Annotated in this window: 17 protein-coding genes; 10 read left to right on the forward strand and 7 right to left on the reverse strand. The window is 71.3% G+C overall.

Annotated features, from left to right (window positions below; translation table 11 throughout):
• The first annotated feature begins 5 nt into the window (after positions 1-5).
• Both ACIBN2_RS19015 and ACIBN2_RS19020 read left to right on the forward strand, forming a co-directional pair.
• Positions 6-764: a hypothetical protein gene (locus tag ACIBN2_RS19015; RefSeq protein ID WP_399135618.1), complete on the forward strand. Its 759-nt coding sequence runs from the start codon at positions 6-8 to the stop codon at positions 762-764.
• Positions 765-981: 217 nt separating this feature from the next.
• Complete coding sequence (locus tag ACIBN2_RS19020) at positions 982-1,533, forward strand: hypothetical protein (RefSeq protein ID WP_399135619.1); 552 nt, start codon at positions 982-984, stop codon at positions 1,531-1,533.
• Positions 1,534-1,628: 95 nt separating this feature from the next.
• Here ACIBN2_RS19020 and ACIBN2_RS19025 read toward each other — a convergent pair whose 3' ends face one another.
• Positions 1,629-2,120 (reverse strand): hypothetical protein, encoded by a 492-nt coding sequence (locus tag ACIBN2_RS19025; RefSeq protein WP_399135620.1) that lies wholly within the window; start codon positions 2,118-2,120, stop codon positions 1,629-1,631.
• A 343-nt stretch (positions 2,121-2,463) separates the two neighbouring features.
• Here ACIBN2_RS19025 and ACIBN2_RS19030 point away from each other — a divergent pair, with 343 nt between their 5' ends.
• Complete coding sequence (locus ACIBN2_RS19030; RefSeq protein ID WP_399135621.1) at positions 2,464-3,132, forward strand: class F sortase; 669 nt, start codon at positions 2,464-2,466, stop codon at positions 3,130-3,132.
• Between the two features lie 58 nt (positions 3,133-3,190).
• On the opposite strand, the gene ACIBN2_RS19035 is transcribed toward ACIBN2_RS19030, so the two are convergent.
• Positions 3,191-4,036, reverse strand: coding sequence for a polysaccharide deacetylase family protein (locus ACIBN2_RS19035; protein ID WP_399135622.1), 846 nt, complete (start codon positions 4,034-4,036; stop codon positions 3,191-3,193).
• A gap of 132 nt (positions 4,037-4,168) precedes the next feature.
• Positions 4,169-7,447: a bifunctional lysylphosphatidylglycerol synthetase/lysine--tRNA ligase LysX gene (lysX, locus tag ACIBN2_RS19040; protein WP_399135623.1), complete on the reverse strand. Its 3,279-nt coding sequence runs from the start codon at positions 7,445-7,447 to the stop codon at positions 4,169-4,171.
• Positions 7,448-7,533: 86 nt separating this feature from the next.
• On the opposite strand from lysX, the gene ACIBN2_RS19045 reads away from it, so the two are divergent.
• The 4 genes from ACIBN2_RS19045 to ACIBN2_RS19060 all read left to right on the forward strand — a co-directional run bounded on the left by ACIBN2_RS19045 (position 7,534) and on the right by ACIBN2_RS19060 (position 10,635).
• Positions 7,534-7,995 carry a universal stress protein gene (locus ACIBN2_RS19045; RefSeq protein ID WP_399135624.1) on the forward strand — a complete coding sequence of 154 codons (462 nt, stop codon included), beginning with the start codon at positions 7,534-7,536 and terminating at the stop codon, positions 7,993-7,995.
• Positions 7,996-8,099: 104 nt separating this feature from the next.
• Positions 8,100-9,551, forward strand: coding sequence for an amino acid permease (locus tag ACIBN2_RS19050; RefSeq protein ID WP_399135625.1), 1,452 nt, complete (start codon positions 8,100-8,102; stop codon positions 9,549-9,551).
• A 307-nt stretch (positions 9,552-9,858) separates the two neighbouring features.
• On the forward strand, positions 9,859-10,290 hold the full coding sequence (locus ACIBN2_RS19055; RefSeq protein WP_399135626.1) for an SsgA family sporulation/cell division regulator: 432 nt from the start codon (positions 9,859-9,861) through the stop codon (positions 10,288-10,290).
• Between the two features lie 117 nt (positions 10,291-10,407).
• Positions 10,408-10,635 (forward strand): UBP-type zinc finger domain-containing protein, encoded by a 228-nt coding sequence (locus ACIBN2_RS19060; protein WP_399135627.1) that lies wholly within the window; start codon positions 10,408-10,410, stop codon positions 10,633-10,635.
• A gap of 16 nt (positions 10,636-10,651) precedes the next feature.
• On the opposite strand, the gene ACIBN2_RS19065 is transcribed toward ACIBN2_RS19060, so the two are convergent.
• Entirely contained in the window at positions 10,652-11,803 is a 1,152-nt protein-coding gene (locus tag ACIBN2_RS19065; RefSeq protein WP_399135628.1) for a CapA family protein, read from the reverse strand.
• A gap of 234 nt (positions 11,804-12,037) precedes the next feature.
• On the opposite strand from ACIBN2_RS19065, the gene ACIBN2_RS19070 reads away from it, so the two are divergent.
• The 3 genes from ACIBN2_RS19070 (at position 12,038) to ACIBN2_RS19080 (ending at position 14,062) form a co-directional block, all read left to right on the forward strand.
• Entirely contained in the window at positions 12,038-12,583 is a 546-nt protein-coding gene (locus ACIBN2_RS19070; protein WP_399135629.1) for a sigma-70 family RNA polymerase sigma factor, read from the forward strand.
• Positions 12,584-12,738: 155 nt separating this feature from the next.
• A complete protein-coding gene (locus ACIBN2_RS19075) occupies positions 12,739-13,251 on the forward strand; it encodes a hypothetical protein (RefSeq protein WP_399135630.1) in 513 nt (170 codons plus the stop codon).
• Between the two features lie 151 nt (positions 13,252-13,402).
• A complete protein-coding gene (locus ACIBN2_RS19080; RefSeq protein ID WP_399135631.1) occupies positions 13,403-14,062 on the forward strand; it encodes a zf-HC2 domain-containing protein in 660 nt (219 codons plus the stop codon).
• Between the two features lie 25 nt (positions 14,063-14,087).
• Here the strand turns inward: ACIBN2_RS19080 and ACIBN2_RS19085 are convergent, their stop codons facing one another.
• From ACIBN2_RS19085 to ACIBN2_RS19095, 3 genes are all read right to left on the reverse strand, one after another.
• A complete protein-coding gene (locus tag ACIBN2_RS19085; RefSeq protein WP_399135632.1) occupies positions 14,088-14,951 on the reverse strand; it encodes an Fpg/Nei family DNA glycosylase in 864 nt (287 codons plus the stop codon).
• 46 nt (positions 14,952-14,997) lie between these two features.
• Positions 14,998-17,073, reverse strand: coding sequence for a SpoIIE family protein phosphatase (locus tag ACIBN2_RS19090; protein ID WP_399135633.1), 2,076 nt, complete (start codon positions 17,071-17,073; stop codon positions 14,998-15,000).
• 81 nt (positions 17,074-17,154) lie between these two features.
• Positions 17,155-18,408: a DUF6777 domain-containing protein gene (locus tag ACIBN2_RS19095; protein WP_399135634.1), complete on the reverse strand. Its 1,254-nt coding sequence runs from the start codon at positions 18,406-18,408 to the stop codon at positions 17,155-17,157.
• Between the last annotated feature and the right edge of the window lie 146 nt (positions 18,409-18,554).

Below are 18,554 nucleotides of genomic sequence, written 5' to 3' on the forward strand. Positions count from 1 at the left end.
AACTCTTGCCGGAATGGCTTGTTCTCACCCTCGCGATGCTGGCCGCGTGCGCCGTGGTGGTCATCGTCACCCTCGTACGGCACCGGGCCGCGCCCGACGACGAGGACACCAGCGAGACCCCGGACGTCATCGAGTACATGACGATGTGGATCGGCGTGGTGTACGCCATCGTCCTGGGCCTGGCCATCGCCGGGGTGTGGGAGGGGCGCAGCGCCGCCGAGGACCACGTGCAGGCGGAGGCCGTCGCGCTGCACGAGATCTCGGAGCGGGTGCGGGTGTATCCGGCCGACATCCGCGACCAGATTCGGGAGGATGTCAACGCCTATGTCGGACAAGTCGTCCATACGGAGTGGAGGACGATGGCCGACGACGGACGCCTCACGCCGCGCGGCGACGAGCTCTTCGGCCGCATCCGCGCGGACGTCACCGACTACCGGCCCAGGACGGACTTCGAGGCCCAGGCCTACCAGCCGCTGCTGGACCAGGTCACCGCGGCGGACCAGGCGCGCAGTGCCCGGGCCGACTCCATGGGGGCGACCATGCCGGGCGTGGTGTGGTTCGGACTGCTCGCCGGCGCCGTGGTCACCATCGGCATGGTCTTCGCGCTGCAGATCCGGCGCACCGTGCGCGAACTGGTCCTCGCCGGGCTGTTCTCCGCCCTGATCGCGTTCCTGCTGTTCCTCGTCTGGGACTTCGACGCGCCCTACACCCGCGGCATCACCGCCTCGGCCGAGCCCTTCATGAACCTCTTCCCGCACATCTAGTTCCCGCACATCTAGCCCGGGCGGCCCCCGCCCCGGAAACCACCGGGGGGACGTGCGCCACGCCGTCGCCGTCCCCTGGGTGGCCCACACGCGTGCCCCATTCGCACTACACCAATCGCGCACACGCACGCCTGTTCCTAGCGTTTCGGTCATCGAGGTGCATTTTTCCCGACAGCGGAAAGAGTCCGCAGCTGCTCCTCGGGACCGGAGGAACACCATGCGCGCGATACGTGTCGCTTCGGCCGCGCTGCTGGGCGTCGGCGCCCTCGCCCTCTCCGCACCGGCCGCCGTCGCGAAGGACGACGGCCACAACATCACGCCGTTCGCCTTCAGCGTGCTGCCCTCGACCATCGCGGCCGGCGGCCACGTCGCCCTGCATGTGAACCGCGACGGCGACTGCAAGGGGCCGGCCACGGTCCGCTCGGCGGTCTTCGACACGGTCGTCATCCCGCCCAGACAGTCCTGGGCCAGCGCGACCGTCGACTGGGACGCCAAGCCGGGTGCGATGTACAAGGTGACGTTCATCTGTGACGGCGCGAGCGGCTCCACGGATCTGACCATCGCCGGCGGCCATCCGCGCCACCCCACACCCGTACCGGTCGACCCCACACCGGTGCCGCTCAACCCCCACCGGGGCGTGCAGGCCGGCGAGGGCGGCAGCATCGCCGGGTTCGACCTCAAGGAGATCGGGATGGGCGCGGCGCTCATCACGGGCTCGGTCGGAGCGGCGTACTACTTCTCGCGCCGCCGTGACGAGAAAGGCGCCTGACGACAGAACTTCGCCCCGGAACCGTTCTTGGATTCCGGGGCGAAGTCGACGTGCGAGCGGTGCTCCACAAGGGGAAGGTCCCGAACCGGCGAGGGTCAGATCCGCCTCTCGGACCTGCGCCGCAGCCAGAAGAAGCCGCCGGCCACGACCGCCGCGGCCACGAGCCCGCCGCCGATGGCCATGTCCGTCGGCGTCGCGCCGCTGGTGTTGCTGCCGCCGAGACCGCCCTGGACACCGCCGATGACGGTGAAGGCGGCCGGGTTCGTCAGCGACTTGCCGCCGCAGTTGACGGTGATGCTGTGCGAGCCGTTGCGCGCGTCCCGGTTGACCGTCGCCATTCCTCTGGATGTCTGCGAGTGGTCGACCGGGGTGAGCGGCGTGCTCCGGAATGCCTCCGAGGTGGCCGTGCCGCCGGTGGGGCAGCCGTCGACGGTGATGGTCAGCTGACCGCCCCGGGCGATGACGCTGGGCAGGGCGACGATGTTGCTCGGGTTGATGTTCATGCCGTCGGCCTCGGCCGCCGGCGCGGCGAGCCCGAGGGCGGCGACCGCGGCGGCAGAGACCGCCAGGGCACGATGAGTACTCATGTGTTCCTCCGCGGAAGGCACCCCGGGGGCCGTCCCCGGTCTGTCGGCGAGAAAGCGCCTCCCAGACAGACCCTCAGATGCCGTGGACGCGCCCGCATTTCGGCGACAGCCGGTAATGGTCCGTACCGGTGAGAGGACACGCCGGGCCGTCACCGCGCATTCCGATATCGCCGCAGGTCACGGGAGCATCAGAAATTTCCGGTCCGCGGCAACTCGGATGGCGCACCGAAGTCGTTCGGGCCACCCGTTCGTCCCCACCCCCGTCGCCGGTTGCCCGCACGGCATTTAGCGTTGCCGTATGCGCGGAATGACTCGGCGACGGCCGCGTCGAGAGGGGTGACGAATGGATGCGTCGGAGCTGGCCGAAGCGGCTGCAGAGGAGGAGCGGCGGAAGAAGCGTGCTCCTTGGGGCGTCATAGCGCTGGTTCTGCTGACCGGCCTCGCCCTCATTCGCAACGGCTCGGGCGAGTTCGACGTCGGCCCGCCGCAGCCCGCCACCGCCGCGGCGGCGGACAGCCGCGTCCCCGGCGCCGCGGCGAACAACGTCCAGCCCCTGCCCTACGCCCTGCCCGACCGGGTGCGGATCCCCACGATCCGGGTGGACGCACCGGTGCTGCCGGTCGGACTCGACGCGGACGGCTGGGTCTCGGCGCCGCCCCCCGAAGACCCCAACCTGGCCGGCTGGTTCACCGGTGGGGTCACCCCGGGCGAGAAGGGCACCGCGGTCGTGGTCGGCCATGTCGACAACAAACAGGGCCCCGCCGTGTTCTACAACCTCGGAGCCCTCAAGAAGGGAAATCGCGTCGAAGTCGCCCGAAAGGACGGGAGGACGGCGGTTTTCGAGATCTACGGCATCGAGGTGTTCGATAAGAACAACTTCCCCGGCGACCGCGTCTACGCCTCCAAGGGCGACCCGGAATTGCGGGTCATCACCTGCGGCGGCGGTTTCTCCAAGAAGCACGGATACGACGGGAATGTCGTCGTCTTCGGCCGCCTGGTCGAGGTGCAGTAGGAATTCCCCGGCCGGGCGGACGGAAAGGCGACGGTGCTCGGGCGCCGGCTCCGCGCGGTCATGCGGGACGGCGTCTCGGCACCGTGATGTGGTAGCCGGAATCCAGCAGATGCGGCAGCCACTTGTGCAGGGCGCGGACGGTCTGCGAGCGGTTGCCCCCGGCGTCGTGCGAGAGCACCACGACACCGGGGGCGGCGCCGTGCTCGACCCGGCGGACGATGGTGCGGGTGCCGGGCCTGGTCCAGTCGAGGGTGTCGACGGTCCAGGCGAGGGGCTCCATGCCCATCTCGGCGCCGAGTTGGAAGGTCGCGCGGTTCCAGGCGCCGTAGGGCGCACGGAACCACTGCGGCCGCTCCCCGTACGCCTTCTCGATGACGTCGCTGGTGCGTTCCATCTCGGAGCGGATCCTGGAGCGCCTCAGCCGGGTGAGCAGCGGATGGGTCCAGGTGTGGTTGCCGACGAGGTGCCCGTCGTCGGCCATCCGGGCCAGCAGGTCCTGGTTGTCGACGGCCATCTCCCCGCACACGAAGAACATGGCCCGCACCTCGTACTCGGCCAGCGTGTCCAGGATGCGCGGGGTGTAGCGGGGGTCGGGCCCGTCGTCGAAGGTCAGCACCATGGTGCGGCCGTGCCCGGGCAGCCGCAGGAACGGCTCGTGCCGTACGGCGGTCGGGGCGGGCGCGGCGCGCGGCGGGCCCCCGTATCCGGTCAGCGGCTGCAGGCGGTACGTGGACGCCTTGAGCACGGCGCGTGCCTGGGGCCCGGCCGCCGGAGCGGGGCCGGGTGCGGCCGCCGTCTCCTCTCCCCCGTCCAGCGCCAGTGCGCCGGCGCCGCCTGCCGCGGCCAGAGCGGCGGCACCGGCGATCAACACCCGGCGCCGCGTGAGCGACTGATCCTTTTTCATGCCTCATCAGTCGCCCGAGCGGGGGCCCGGCGCCGACAGCAACACGGAAGCGGCACCGGGAAAACACCCGCCCGGCGCAAGCAGCCGGACCAGCGGCGGCGTGTCCCCGGCGCAGGCACAGGCCGGCAGCCGTCAGCGGCGGCGCACCAGCGGGAACGGCAGGGTCTCTCGGATCGTCAGGCCCGTGAGGAACATGACCAGGCGGTCCACACCGATGCCGAGGCCCCCGGTGGGGGGCATCGCGTACTCCAGGGCGTCAAGGAAGTCCTCGTCCAGCTCCATCGCCTCGGGGTCGCCGCCGGCGGCCAGCAGGGACTGGGCGGTGAGCCGCCGGCGCTGCTCGACCGGATCGGTCAACTCCGAGTAGGCGGTGCCCAGTTCCGTGCCGAAGGCGACCAGGTCCCAGCGCTCGGCCAGGCGCGGGTCGGTGCGGTGCTGGCGGGTGAGCGGGGAGACCTCGGTGGGGAAGTCCTTGTAGAAGGTGGGCAGTTCCGTCCTCTCCTCGACCAGGCGCTCGTACATCTCCAGGACGACGTCGCCGCGCCCGTCGTCGGCGGTGTACGGCACGCCCGCGCGGTCGCACAGCCGGTGCAGCCGCGGCAGTTCCGTGCCGGCGTCGACCTCCTCCCCCAGGGCCTGGGAGATCGCGCCGTAGACCGTCTTGACGGGCCAGGCGCCCGAGATGTCGTACTCCTTGCCCTCCTTGCGGGCGACGGGTGAGCCGAAGGCGGCCGTGGCCGCGCCCTGGATCAGTTCGCGGGTGAGGTCGAGCATCACGTCGTAGTCGGCGAAGGCCTGGTAGGCCTCCAGCATCGTGAACTCGGGGTTGTGCTTGTAGGAGACGCCCTCGTTGCGGAAGGTGCGGCCGAGTTCGAAGACCTTCTCCAGGCCGCCCACGCACAGCCGTTTCAGATACAGCTCGGGAGCGATGCGCAGGTACAGGTCGAGGTCGTAGGCGTTGATGTGGGTGGTGAAGGGGCGGGCGTTGGCGCCGCCGTGGATCTGCTGGAGCATCGGCGTCTCGACCTCGAGATAGCCGCGCTCCAACAGGCCCTGGCGCAGCGCCTGCACGGCCGTGGAGCGGGCGCGGATGACCGAGCGGGCCTCGGGGCTGGACATCAGGTCGACGTAGCGCATGCGGACCTTGGCCTCGGGGTCGGCGAGGCCGTGGCGTTTGTCGGGCAGCGGGCGCAGGCACTTGCCGATGAGCTGCCAGCCGGTGACGAAGATCGTCGGCTCGCCCTTGTCGCTCACGCCCGCCGTGCCGGTGGCGGTGATGTGGTCGCCGATGTCGGTGTCAGAGGTGAAGCGGTCGAGGGCGGGGCCGGAGCGGTCGCGGGTGAAGGCGAGTTGGTGATCGCCCGACCAGTCGCGCAGCACGGCGAAGACGATGCCGCCGAAATCCCGTACGAGCATGATCCGGCCGGCGACGGTGACCTCGTCACCCGCCCGGACGTCGGCGAGCGCGTGGGTGCGGCGGGGGATGCCGACCGGGTAGGGGTCGGTGCCGTCCGCGCGCAGCCGGTCCAGGGTGCGGTGCCGGATGCGCACCTGTTCGGGCAGGCCGGCGTACGGGACGCCGGGCCCGGCCTCGTCCCCTCCGGCGAGGCCGAGCGCCGACAGCGACGGCAGGCCCTCGGTGGTCGCGGGCCTGGCCGCGCCCTTCGGGTGCCCCTTTCCCCAGAGTTTGCGCAGAGAAGGTACGGAAACGAAGCCTTCGGCGATCCCGGAGGCCAGGCCGATGCGGGCGAGGGAGCCGGTGTCGCCGTAGCAGATGAAGCGCGGGTACCACTGCGGGCGGTACTTGGCGTTGGACCGGTACAGGGCCTCCAGCTGCCACCACTTGGAGAAGAACAGCAACAGGCGCCGCCACAGCCGCAGCACGGGTCCGGCGCCGATGCGGGCGCCTTCCTCGAAGGCGGAGCGGAAGACGGCGAAGTTCAGGGAGATACGGCGCACCCCCAACTTCGGAGCGGCGGCGCACAGCTCGGCGACCATGAACTCCATGACGCCGTTGGGCGCGCTGCGGTCACGGCGCATCAAGTCAAGGGAGACGCCGTCGCGGCCCCAGGGCACGAAGGACAGCAGCGCGAGCAGGCGGCCGTCCTCGCTGAGCGCCTCCACGAGGAGACAGTCGCCGTCGTCCGGGTCGCCGAGGCGGTCCAGTGCCATGGAGAAGCCGCGTTCGGTCTCGGTGTCGCGCCAGGCGTCCGCCTTGTCGACGATCTCCTCCATCTCCTGGTCGGTGAGGGTGGCGTGACGGCGGATGCGGCAGTGGGCGCCGGTGCGGCGCACCCGGTGCACGGCCTGCCGGGTCACGCGCATGTCGCGGCCGTCGAGGTCGAAGTCGGCGACGTTCAGGATCGCCTCGTCGCCGAGCTGGAGCGCACCGAGCCCGGAGCGGGCGAAGGCCCGGGCGCCGTCCTCCGAGGCGCCCATGGCGGCGGGCGCCCAGGCGTGCCGGCGGGCCATGTCCAGCCAGGCGGCGATGGCGTGCGGCCAGGCTTCGCGGTCACCGACGGGGTCGCCGCTGGCGAGGCAGACGCCGGCCTCGACGCGGTAGGTGACGGCCGCCTTGCCGCTGGGTGAGAAGACGACGGCCTTGTCGCGGCGGGTGGCGAAGTAGCCGAGGGAGTCCTCCTCGCCGTAGGCCGTGAGCAGGGCGCGGATGCGGGGCTCCTCGTCGCCGTGCAGGGCGGATTCCATGCGCTGCGAACGGAACAGCGCGGCGGCGGCGTTGAGCAGGGCGAGGGCACCGAAGAGGCCGAGCAGGAAGTACAGGCCGTGCGGCGGGCGGCCGTCGAAGGAACGGCTGGAGACCAGGCCGCCGCACACCCGGTTGGCGGCCCACAACAGGCGCTGGCCCTCGCGGAGCGTGCCGGGGAACACCGCCACCAGCCCCCAGCCGACGAGGATGCCGACGAGCAGCCCGGCGAGCAGTACGAGCAGGGCCCGGCGGACGGCGGCGCGGCGGGTGGCCGCGTAGAACTCCCGGCGGGCGACGACGAGCAGGGCCAGCGCGAGGGAGCAGACGACGAGGGAGCCGACGGACTCGGCGTACAGGCCCAGCGCCACACCGAGGATGTCGGTGAGGACCAGCAGGCCCAGATACATGACGACCAGCCACCAGGCGATCTTCTTGCGGGCGGCGGTCGCGGCGGCGAGCAGGAAGAGGAAGACGGCGTAGGCGAGGTTCGCGCTGACCGGGACGATGACGAGGTCGAGGAAGCGGACCAGGGGACGCAGCGGGACGCGCAGTGGCCGGATGAGGGCCAGCAGGGCGCACAGCAGTCCCAGGGCGCCGAAGAAGGTCCCGAAGGCCTCCGGCACCTTGCTCATCGGCCCGTGTCCGGGCGGCCGTGCCGGGTTCGTCGTCGCCTTGGGCGGGGAGGCCTCCGCGGTGGCACTCATGCCTTCGAGAGTAGGAACTGCGGGGCCGCCCCGCCCGTCGAGCCCGCATATCGGCACGACCTGCGGCTTCCGATAGCCTCACAGCCGTGACGGAACACCACTCGCATCAGTTCGAGCGGGGCACGGACGGGCCCAAGGTCATCGTGGTCGGAGTGGACGGCTCCGATACCTCGATGCGCGCCGCGGCATATGCCGGCGGTCTGGCCCGGCGCCAGCGTGCGCTGCTCGCCGTCGTCTACGTGCAACCGGTCATGGCCGCGGGCGCGGCCATGGGAGCGCCGGTCGCCGAGACGACGGACGAGATCGCCGAGGAGCTGATCGCCTACATCCGGGACGCGACCGAGCGCCTCAAGGGGATATTCGAGGTGCGCTGGGAGTTCCACACCTTCCGCGGCGACCCCTACGGCGGCCTGGTGAAGGCGGCGGACGAGCTGAAGGCCGACGCGGTGGTGGTGGGCGCCTCCGAGCAGGCCGGTCACCGGATCGTGGGCTCGGTGGCGGTCCGGCTGGTGAAGGCCGGGCGGTGGCCGGTGACGGTGGTTCCGTAGGGCTCGCGCGTCGCGCCGGTGCCTGCGCGGCGTCTTCCCTCCCTCATGCCTCTGGGTCATCATGATCGGCGGTCGGCGTTGCCGAACATGAAGAGGTGAGGCGCATGGCCCGGCTCCGTGCGGGCGAAGGGATTCTCCGCCGCAAACCGATCGAGCACATCGAGGAGACGGAAGCCGGCGCGGGCCCCGGTCTCGAACGGTCGTTGGGGCTGTGGCAGCTGACCGCGATCGGTGTCGGAGGCATCATCGGAGCCGGCATCTTCACCCTCGCCGGCACGGTCGCCAACGGCACGGCGGGACCCGCGGTCGTCGTCTCCTTCCTCATCGCCGGCGTCGCGAGCGCGGCGGCCGCGCTGTCGTACGCCGAGTTCGCGGGCCTCATCCCGAAGGCCGGTTCGGCCTACACCTACGGCTACGCGGTGCTGGGCGAGTTCGCCGGCTGGTTCATCGGCTGGGACCTGCTGCTGGAGTACACGGCGATCGTGGCCGTCGTCGCGATCGGCATCTCCGGCTACTTCAGCTTCCTCGTCGAGGACATGGGCGCCGAGCTGCCGAAGTGGATGCTGGGCGCCCCGAGCACCGGCGACGGGCACAAGGTCGATCTGTTCGCGGCCGTGCTGTGTCTGCTGATCGCGTATCTGCTCACCCAGGGCATCAGGAACGCGGCCCGCTTCGAGACGTTCGTCGTGGTGCTCAAGGTCCTGGTCGTGCTGCTGGTGATCGGCGTCGGCGTCTTCCACATCGACACCGGCAACTACCACCCGTTCTTCCCCTACGGCATCGGCGGCGCCTTCACCGGGGCGGCGACCGTGTTCTTCGCGGTCTTCGGCTACGACGCCATGTCGACCGCGGCCGAGGAGTCCAAGGACGCGGCCCGGCACATGCCGAAGGCGATCATCTACTCGCTGATCATCTCGATGGTCCTGTACGTGGCCGCCTGCCTCGTGCTCACCGGCATGCAGAACTACCAGGACATCGACAAGGAGAGCGGCTTCTCCACGGCGTTCAAGTCGGTGGGCCTCAGCGGTCTCGCGGACGTGATCGCGGTGGGCGCGATCATCGGCATCCTCACCGTGATGTTCACCTTCATGCTGGGCGTGACCCGGGTGTGGTTCTCCATGTCCCGGGACGGGCTGCTGCCCAGGTGGTTCGCCAAGACGCACCCCACCCGGCACGTGCCGACCCGCGTGACCTGGATCGTCGGTGTGGCCTCGGCCGTCATCGCCGGCTTCCTGCCCATCGCCGAGGCGGCCGAACTGACGAACATCGGCATCCTGTTGGCGTTCGTCGTGGTCTGCGCGGCGGTGATCGTCCTGCGCTACCGCCGCCCCGACCTCCCCCGCTCCTTCCGCACCCCGTGGATGCCGGTCGTGCCGGCGGTGGGCATCGTCGCCTCCATCTGGCTGATCACGTACCTGCAGTGGCAGACGTGGGTGCGGTTCGCGGTGTGGTTCGTGATCGGGGTCGTCATCTACTTCGGGTACTCGTACAAGCGGTCGGAGCTGGCGCGGGGGCAGAGTGCCGCGGCGGCCGGTGCGGCCGATGACCGCTCGTGATCGTGCGCCGTCCGGAGCGCACTCGGCTCCCCGTCCTCAGTGCCGCACCAGGCAGAACGGACGCCCTGCCGGATCGGCGTAGACGCGCCGGCTTCGTTTTGCGTGAAGCGTCCAGCTGGAACCACTGAGGCCGCCGGTCCTCCTGAACGACGGCCCCGCACATGAAAGCCCCCTGCCCGCATCCGCACCACGTCGATCGGGCGAATCCCGTGTAACTCGTGGCCGGGACCGCCGCGGGGCGGGGTGCCGGGGCCGTCGGCGCTCCGTGTGACTCATCGAACCGGCTTTCGATCCAAGAGGAGGCGCCATGTGGCCCACCGATCGGACCAAGCGTCTCCACCTGGAGCTGGTGATCCACGTGATCGTCAGCGAGACGGAGGGCCTTCCCGTCAGGGCCCGTCTGAGCTACGAGTCGGCCGATCCCCTGGCCGTGCGGCTGGACTTCCGCGACAGTCCCGCGGACGCTCCGCCGTGGTTCCTGTCCCGGGATCTGCTGTTCGCGGGACTGCGGGCTCCGGCGGGCGAGGGCAGCGTCCGGGTCTGGCCGCCCTGCGCATGCCATGGCTCCGAGACCGTCAGAATCGCACTCCGGGGCAACGGTGGAGCCGCCGTACTCTATGTGCCGGCCGCCGAGTTCGGGGCGTGGCTGAAGGAGACGTTCACGGCGGTTCCCGCGGGCACCGAGAGTGATCATCTCGGCTTGGACGACATCCTGGAGCGAGTGCTGCGAAGCGGCTGAGAGGTGGGCGCCGTGACCGAATGGGTGGTGCGACCGGACGGCGGCCGTCCGGAGCAACGCGTCTGCACGCATGCAGCGGACGCAGGCCCGGCACCGGTGCCCCGGAGCGGCGTATGCATGGAGTGTGCCGCCCAGGGACGCACCGAAGGGCGACTGCGGCTCTGCCTCACCTGCGGCCACATGGGATGCAGCGACAGCGCGCCGGGCGCCCACGCCACCGCCCACTACGAATCGAGCGGGCACCCCCTCGCACGTTCCACCGAACCAGGAGAGGCATGGGCCTGGTGCTACGTCGACGAAGTGTTCCTGCGGCCACGCGACGGCCGCTCACCGCACCGCACCTGACGAAGGCACCGAGCCGTCACTCGCCCATCACCAGGCCGTCCTTCGCCGCGCCGCGGCTGAGCACCACGTCCCGGATCGCGTCGCGTACGGCCTTGACCTCGGCGCCCTGGCGGATCGCCTGGTTGAGGTTGACGACCCGGCCCGCGTCGACGTCGAAGAGCTGCGGGATGAACTCCGCCTTCGCGACCTCCCAGCGGCCGCCCGGCTTCGCGGGCGGGGTGAAGGTGAAGCGGCCGAGGGTGGATTCGTTGCCGCGCGGGTCCTTGGCGCCGTCGTTGTTGGTCATCTCGCCGGCGATCTGGTCGCCCATGCCGTAGATCACCCAGGTCCCGTTGACCTTCTCGTACGCCTGCGGGACGTGGGTGTGGGTGCCGAGGATGAGGTCGATGTCGGGTCGGCCGCCCGTGCGGGCCTCGGTGAGCTGCCGGGCCAGGGTGAGCTGCTGCTGGTCGGGGGCGTCCTGCCACTCGGTGCCCCAGTGCAGGGAGACGACGACCACGTCGGCGCCGGCCCGCCGGGCGGCCCGGGCGTCGGCGACGATCACGTTCTCGTTCATGAGGTTGACGGCCCAGGGCCGGCCGGCGGGCAGCGGTTTGCCGTTGGTGTCGACGGTGTAGGCGAGGTGGGCGACCTTGGCGGGACCCGCGCGCAGCATCGTGACGGTGTGCGCCTCGGCCTCGGTGCGCGCGGAGCCGGCGTGCCGTACACCCACCGCGTCGAGGGCGTCGAGGGTGCGGCGGATGCCCTGGGCGCCGTCGTCGAGGCTGTGGTTGGAGGCCGTGGAGCAGCCGTCGTAGCCGGTGGCGGCCAGGCCCTGGGCGACCTCGGGCGGGGACTTGAAGTCGGGGTAGCCGGTGTAGTCGCCGTTCGCACCGTAGACGGTCTCCATGTGACACAGCGCCAGATCGGCGCGGGAGACGACGGGTTTGATTCCGGCGAGCATCGGGCGGAAGTCGTAGGCGTTGCCGCCGCCGTCGAAGCGCGCGCGGTCGATGATGGGGCTGTGCGGGAGGACGTCGCCGGAGGCGACGAGCGTGAATCCGCGCGCCGCGGCCGGTGCCGGCCGGCCGGTACCGGCGGTCGATCGGCGGTGCTGGGCCTGACAAGCGGCGCCCGCGGCCAGAACGACCGTGAGGGCGAGGGCAACCTGTCGTCTGCGTGCAATCATCGGCTCACCCCACTGTGATCCTATTTACGGACAAATAGGTACGAAGTTGGGGGCGTCCCCAAACAACCCCGCTACGCCGATTGGCCCGTCCGGCGCCCCCGGCCGGCGCACGACGCAGCCGCGCGCCGGTGTCCGGAACCGTTCGTCGAACCGTTCGCCGACGCGATCGACCGTCCGTCGCAGATCCCGGTGCGCTCCCTGTCCCGGTGCGGCGGCCTGCGGTGCCATACGGCCATGACGGCCGCACCCACTCTCACGAACGCGACGACCGCCGAGCACGAACTCGCCGCGCTCCAGCGGGAGCACGGACGACCCCTCTTCGCCCTCCTGCTCCGGCTCTGCGACGGCGACCGGCAACGCGCCGAAGACCTCGTGCAGGAGACCCTCGTACGCGCCTGGCAGCATCCCGAGGCGCTGCGCGCCGACGACTTCGACTCCGTACGGCCCTGGCTGATGACCGTGGGGCGGCGCCTCGCCATCGACGCGCGGCGGGCCCGGCAGGCCCGCCCGCCGGAGGTCGGGGACGCGATCCTGGAGAACGCCCGGGTGATCGGCGACCACGCCGAACGGGCCGCCGCAGCCCTCGACGTACGCGAGGCTGTGAAGACACTCACTCCCGAGCACCGTGAAGTCCTGGTGCTCGTGTACTTCCAGGGGGCGAGTGTTGCGGAAGCCGCGGAAACCCTCGGGATTCCGCCCGGTACGGTGAAGTCCCGCGCGTACTACGCGTTGCGCGCCCTGCGCCGGGTGCTTCCGGGTTATGCGGCCGACCTGCAGTGAAACGGACTGCCAAGTCAAACCTCGGTAAAGCGCCTTGCTGAAGACATGCGTTGAGCAATGGGCTGTCTTCATCCGTGTTCCGGACTGGGGGCTCGGGGTCCCGGACGGGATCTTGGGCCGGGCGACGCGCACGCACCGGAGGAAGGCAGGAAGGGATGCTGCACAGAGGTCACAAGAGCACGGACGGAGCCGGGGGCGACGAACTGGTCGTCCCCATGGCCTGGCTGTACGCCGAGTACATCGCCGACGAACTGCTGCGGACGGGCGACCTGATGCCGCCGACGTCCTTCGAGTTCCGGGCCGGTCGCGACGCCCTGGCGCTGACCGTCTTCCTGTCGGACACGGACGGCGAGCTGCCCGGTATCCAGGTGGTCTCCCAGCTGGAGAACTGGCTGTCGCTGACGGCCTACGACCAGCCGTGGCAGGACTGGGTGCGTGAGCGGATGGCCCTGCTGGGCGCCGAGGCGGCCGAAGCGGGGGCTCCCGCGCCCGACTTGGAACTGGCGGAGGCGGCCTGGCGGTGGCTGGAGGAGACCGAACTTCTGGCGCTCGATCTGAACGCGGTGCCCGGCGGCGCCGTAGTCGGCGAGGACGACGGACCGAAGGTGTGGACGAAGGCGTGGCAACTGGGGCTACCCCTGGGACATCTGGCCATCCACCTTTTTTAGACACGTCCCGTACGGGACCAATCCGCGGGCCCGGCCGCTCCGAATCCCTTGGTTGCGATTCTGTGGATGCCTTGAGTGATTCGACTGTCTGGTGCGTACCGGTGGGAGCAAGGAGTAACACCCCCCGCACCCAACGGCACGAGGATTCGGCATGTGGTCGTCCCAGGAGAGGCATCGCGACGTCGCCGCGTACGCGCTCGGCGTGCTGGACGAGGCGGACGCCTTCCGCTTCGAGGACCACCTCATGGAGTGTGCGCGCTGCGCCGCCTCCGTGACCGAATACGGGCCCATCACGCGGCAGATGATGCTGTACCGCCGGGCGACGCCACGGTTCGTCAGCCATCTGACCAAGCCCGGCCCGCAGCTGCTGGACCGGCTGGTGGACACCGTGGCGGCCCGGCACCGGGCCGGCCGCCGGCGCTTCATCTTCGCCCTGGCGGCGTCCGCGGCGATCGCCGTGACCGGGCCCGCCATCGCGATGCAGGCGGACCACGGCGGCGGTGACAGCACCATGCGCATCGCGGCGACCGACGCCCACTCGGGCGTCTGGGCGCAGGTCACCTCCGAGGACGCGGAGACGGGCAGCCAGGTGAAGCTGGAGATCAAGGACGGCGCGGGCCCCCGCTCGTGCCGGCTGATCGCCGTCGGCCACGACAACTCCGAAGAGACCGTCACCAGCTGGACCGTCCCCGGCCACGACGCCCGCCCGATCACCATGCGGGGCAGCTCGGCCATGCACACCGACGACATCGCCCGCTATGACGTGCGGACGGCCGACGGCGAACACCTGGTGACCCTTCAGGCCCACTGACCCCAGGGGACGGACGGGGCCGCCGCTACTTCAGCAACCGTGACATCCTCCGGTCCGCCAGCGGCTTGCCGCCCGTCTGGCACGTCGGGCAGTACTGCAGCGAGGAGTCGCTGAAGGAGACCTCGCGGATGGTGTCGCCGCACACCGGGCAGGGCTCCCCCGTCCGGCCGTGCACCCGCAGGCCGCTCTTCTTCTCCGCCTTCAGCCGGCCCGCCGCCACGCCGCGGGAACGCTCGACGGCTTCGGTGAGCGTGTCTCTCAGCGCCGCATAGAGGCGGTCGGTCTCCTCGGGGGTGAGCGACGCGGCCAGCTTGAAGGGGGACATCTTCGCGGCGTGCAGGATCTCGTCGCTGTAGGCGTTGCCCACCCCGGCGATCAGGCTCTGGTCACGCAGCGCTCCCTTGAGCCGGCGCCGTTCGCCCTTCAGCAGGTCCGCGAGGCGTGCGGCGTCGAAGCCGTCGGCGAGCGGGTCGGGGCCCAGACGGGCCACGCCCGCTATCTCCTGGGGATCCTGGACGACGTAGACCGCGAGGCGCTTCTGGGTGCCGGCCTCCGTGAGGTCGAAGCCCTCCCCCGTCTCCAGGGCGACGCGCAGGGCGAGCGGGCCCTTGCCCGGGCGGGGCGGGCCGTCGGGGAGTCTGTCCTTCCACTGCAGCCAGCCCGCACGGGCCAGATGGGTGACGAGGTGCGGGCCGCCGTCCGTGGCCAGGTCGAGGAACTTGCCGTACCGGCGCACGGCGGTGACCTCGCGGCCCTCGACGGCCGAGAGCGGGGGGTCGTAGGTCTTCAGGACGCTGATCGCGACGGGCAGCACCCGCACGATCTCGTGACCGACCAGGTGCTCCGTCAGGAAGTCCTTGAGTGCTTCGACCTCGGGCAGTTCCGGCATACGTCCAGAGTGCCACCCGGCACCGACAGTGGCGGACGGGACGGCTTCAGTCGTCCTGCGGGACCAGGAACTCGCACCAGACGCACTTGCCGCCGCCCCGCGCCTCCACGCCCCACACGTCCGTGAGCAGGTCGACCAGGAGCAGGCCCCGCCCGGAGACGCCCGACTCCCCCGCCTCGCGGCGGCGCGGCAGGGCGCTGGAGGAGTCCTCGACCTCCACACGCAGCCGGCGGTCGCTGCCGGTGAGGACCCTGAGGGTGACGATCGCGGCGCCCTCGGTGTGCATCAGCGCGTTGGTGATCACCTCGTCGGCGACCAGTTCGATCTCGTCGGCGCGCTCTCCGGCGCCCCAGGCGCGCACCGCGGCGCGGATCATGTGCCGGGCCTGGGTGAGGGCCTCGGGGTCGCCGGGTGCCACGTGCTGCTGGAGCCGGCCACCGGCCTGCGTGGTGTCCAGGCCGCGGCGGCGCAGCAGGAGCAGAGCCACGTCGTCGTCGCCGCCGCGCTCCTCGGCCACGTCGATCAGGCAGTCCGCGAGGTCCCGTACGTCGTCCGGTCCCGTGGCGATGAGCGCGGTGAGCAGGTGCATGCCGTCGTCCAGGTCGGCACCGGGCTGTTCGACCAGGCCGTCGGTGCACAGCAGCAGGGTGTGGCCCGGGTCGAGCTCCAGGGTGCCGACCGGGTACTCCAGGCTCCCGAACTCCGCCGACAGGCCGAGCGGCAGCCCGCCCGGGACGGGCACCCGGCGGCAGCTGCCGTCGGTGTGGCGGATCAGCGGGTCGATATGGCCGGCCCGGACGACCTGGACCACTCCGGTGGTCAGGTCGGCCTCCGCGTAGAGGCAGGTCGCGAAGCGGTCGGTGTCGAGTTCGTGCAGGAAGACGGAGGCGCGGGCCATCACGGTGGCGGGGGTGTGGCCCTCGGCGGCGTAGGCGCGCAGGACGATGCGCAACTGGCCCATGACGGCGGCCGCGTGCGTGTCGTGCCCCTGGACGTCGCCGATGACGGCCCCGACCCGCCCGCCGGGCAGCGGGATGAGGTCGTACCAGTCGCCGCCGATGTCGCGGCCCAGGGAGGCCGAGCGGTAGCGGACGGCGACGTCGGCGCCGCGGACGCTGGGGATGGTGCGCGGCAGCATGGCCTGCTGGAGGCCGGTGGCGAGGTCCTTCTCCTGCTCGTAGAACGTGGCCCGCTGCAGGCTCTGGGCGATGCTGCTGCCGAGGGCGAGCAGGACGTTGCGGTCCTCGGTGGAGAAGCCGCGCCGGTCGTTGTAGAGCAGACCCATGGCACCGATCGGCCGGGCCTGGACGATCAGCGGCAGATAGGCGGCCGACGTGATGTTCAGGTCGGTGATGTGCGGCCACAGCAGCGGATAGCCCTCGGCGAACTCCTCCGGCGACTCGATGAAGCGCGGCATGAGGGTCCGTACGACATCGCTCATCGGGTAGGGCTCGTCGATCCGGGTGATCAGGGTGCCGGGGACGAAGCTGCCCGCCGGGCCCTCCGCGATCAGCCGGATACGGCCCGCCTCGACCACGCCCATGACCAGGCTGGTGGCGCCGAGGTGGGTGAGGCCGTGGGTGTCCTTGACGACGTCGATGACGTCCTGGACGGTGCGGGCGTGGGCGAGGGCCGCCGTGGTGAGCTGGACGACGTTGGTCTGGTGGCGCCGGGCCGCGTCCTGGGCGTCCAGCTCGCCGCGGGCCTCGCTCTCGCCGAGCTCCTGGGTGGCGTCCCGGACGATGCCGATGATCCGGCGCGGGCGGCCCGTCTCGTCGCGGCGGATGTAGCCCTGGGTGTGGGTCCAGCGCAGGGTGCCGTCGCGTCGCCGGAGGCGGAAGTAGGCGCCGTAGTTCTCGCTGCCGTCCTTCATGGCCTGGGCGACCAGGCTGTCGAGGCGGACGGCCTCGGCCGTGGGGACCCGGACCCCGAGGCTCTCGGGGTGGTCGTCGTACTCGTCGGGGCGCAGGTCGAAGACCTCGTGGGCCTGAGCGTCCATGTGGAACAGACCGCTGTCCAGGTCCCAGTCGAAACTGCCCATGAGGTTGAGCGCCAGGATCGCATCCGGGTGGGTGGGCCAGTCGTCCGGGAGGGACAGGGCGCTCGCTCCCCGATCAACCATGGAGCCACCTTGCCAGGATTCGTCCGATTCTTCGACCGGGGAGCACGGTGGATTTCCCGACTCCCCGGCCGTCGTCGGTGGTCAGCTGTCGAGGACGCCGGTGGGGCTGTCGAAGATGATGCTGGTCGTGGTGTCGCCGGGGACCAGGCCGCTGCCGTCGGGCTGATCGGGTGTGTCCGGCACGGTTTCGGGGCCGGTCTCGTCCGGGTCGACAGGTGATGCCGGGTTGTCCGGGGAGGAGGGTGCGGCAGGAGAGCTCTGCGGGTGACCGGGCACGGTCGTCGTCGGCGGTACGGCCGTGACGGTCGCGGTCGGGCAGTCGCCGGTCCCGGACGGCGGCTTCCCGGTCGTCGCGTCGTCGGGCGGACTCGCGGACGTCCCGGCGGCGGCGCCCGGCGTGACGGTCACGGTCGGGACCGGGCTCGCGCAGTCGCCGGACGGATCGGACGGCGACGGGGTCCTGCCGTCGGGGGACGTGCTGCCGGCGCTCTCGCTCGGACCGGTGCCGGAGGCGCTGCCGTCGGGGCTCGGTGTCGGTGTCGGCAGCGGGGTGAGGGCCGCGGGCGGGGGCACGACGTGGTCGTGCTGGACGTCGTGCCCGACGTGCCGCTCGATCCACGTCCTGTGGCCGGCGTCGATGATCGTGATGTCGGTGATGACCTGCGGGGCGGGCGTCACCACGATCACCTGGGCGGCCCGGTACGCGGGCCAGGCGGCGCCCTGGGTCCGGCCGCCGTGCGTCGTGCCGGCCGCCTGGAGCGGATTGCCGCAGGCGCAACGGACACGGGGCATGCCCCGGTTGTCGACGAGGACGGCGGTGCCGGCCTGCAGCACGGACTGGAAGCTGGTGGTGCGGCCGGCGCGGTAGCCGTGGTTGGTGACCAGGGTGTCGGCGCGCAGCACCACCGGGGCGAGGCCGCGCAGATAGTCCGGCAGGGACGCCGGGGAGACGCCGGCGACCTGTGCGAAGGCGCCGGCCCTGGCCCGGTCCGCGGCCAGTTGGCCGATCTGGCGGTCCACGTCGCAGCTGCCGGCGTGCACGGTGCCCGCGTAGAGGCCGGGCATGGAGCCCGAGATCGCGCGCACCGCCCGCGAGCCGCCGCTCTGTGCCGAGCCGCCGGTCTGTGCCGACTCGCCGGGCCGGGGTGAGCCGGTGGAGGGGGACGGGACGGCCGTGGAGCCCGTGAAGGGGTCCGGGCCCTGGTCCGCGGCGGGCTGGAGGAAGACCTCTGCGCCCGCCTTCGTGTCCGCCTCACCGCTGCCGCCGCAGCCGGCGACAAGGAGCGCCGCCGAGAGCAAGCAGGCCGTGGCGAGGGTTCGGCTGGCTGTCCGCACCTCGTCCTCCCACCTCATTTCGGGCAATTCGCCACTATTGTTTGCTTCACCCTCTTGGGTTACGCAAGCGGAAGACGGATAAGCGGAGAGTGACACGGGGTTCGGCGCGACAGGGCGCCAGGGCGACAATGGGAGCGAGGAGCGCA

Origin of the sequence: Streptomyces sp. NPDC050534, assembly GCF_044457745.1 — a bacterium.
Taxonomy (GTDB): domain Bacteria; phylum Actinomycetota; class Actinomycetes; order Streptomycetales; family Streptomycetaceae; genus Streptomyces.

Excerpts from the sequence above, each read along its gene's own strand:
- ACIBN2_RS19085 (WP_399135632.1), bottom strand. The coding sequence starts at position 14,951 with ATGCCGGAACTGCCCGAGGTCGAAGCACTCAAGGACTTCCTGACGGAG.
- ACIBN2_RS19035 (WP_399135622.1), bottom strand. The coding sequence starts at position 4,036 with ATGAAAAAGGATCAGTCGCTCACGCGGCGCCGGGTGTTGATCGCCGGT.
- ACIBN2_RS19050 (WP_399135625.1), top strand. The coding sequence starts at position 8,100 with ATGGCCCGGCTCCGTGCGGGCGAAGGGATTCTCCGCCGCAAACCGATC.
- ACIBN2_RS19030 (WP_399135621.1), top strand. The coding sequence starts at position 2,464 with ATGGATGCGTCGGAGCTGGCCGAAGCGGCTGCAGAGGAGGAGCGGCGG.
- ACIBN2_RS19075 (WP_399135630.1), top strand. The coding sequence starts at position 12,739 with ATGCTGCACAGAGGTCACAAGAGCACGGACGGAGCCGGGGGCGACGAA.
- ACIBN2_RS19080 (WP_399135631.1), top strand. The coding sequence starts at position 13,403 with ATGTGGTCGTCCCAGGAGAGGCATCGCGACGTCGCCGCGTACGCGCTC.
- ACIBN2_RS19055 (WP_399135626.1), top strand. The coding sequence starts at position 9,859 with ATGTGGCCCACCGATCGGACCAAGCGTCTCCACCTGGAGCTGGTGATC.
- ACIBN2_RS19065 (WP_399135628.1), bottom strand. The coding sequence starts at position 11,803 with ATGATTGCACGCAGACGACAGGTTGCCCTCGCCCTCACGGTCGTTCTG.
- ACIBN2_RS19060 (WP_399135627.1), top strand. The coding sequence starts at position 10,408 with ATGGAGTGTGCCGCCCAGGGACGCACCGAAGGGCGACTGCGGCTCTGC.
- lysX (WP_399135623.1), bottom strand. The coding sequence starts at position 7,447 with ATGAGTGCCACCGCGGAGGCCTCCCCGCCCAAGGCGACGACGAACCCG.
- ACIBN2_RS19090 (WP_399135633.1), bottom strand. The coding sequence starts at position 17,073 with ATGGTTGATCGGGGAGCGAGCGCCCTGTCCCTCCCGGACGACTGGCCC.
- ACIBN2_RS19025 (WP_399135620.1), bottom strand. The coding sequence starts at position 2,120 with ATGAGTACTCATCGTGCCCTGGCGGTCTCTGCCGCCGCGGTCGCCGCC.
- ACIBN2_RS19070 (WP_399135629.1), top strand. The coding sequence starts at position 12,038 with ATGACGGCCGCACCCACTCTCACGAACGCGACGACCGCCGAGCACGAA.
- ACIBN2_RS19020 (WP_399135619.1), top strand. The coding sequence starts at position 982 with ATGCGCGCGATACGTGTCGCTTCGGCCGCGCTGCTGGGCGTCGGCGCC.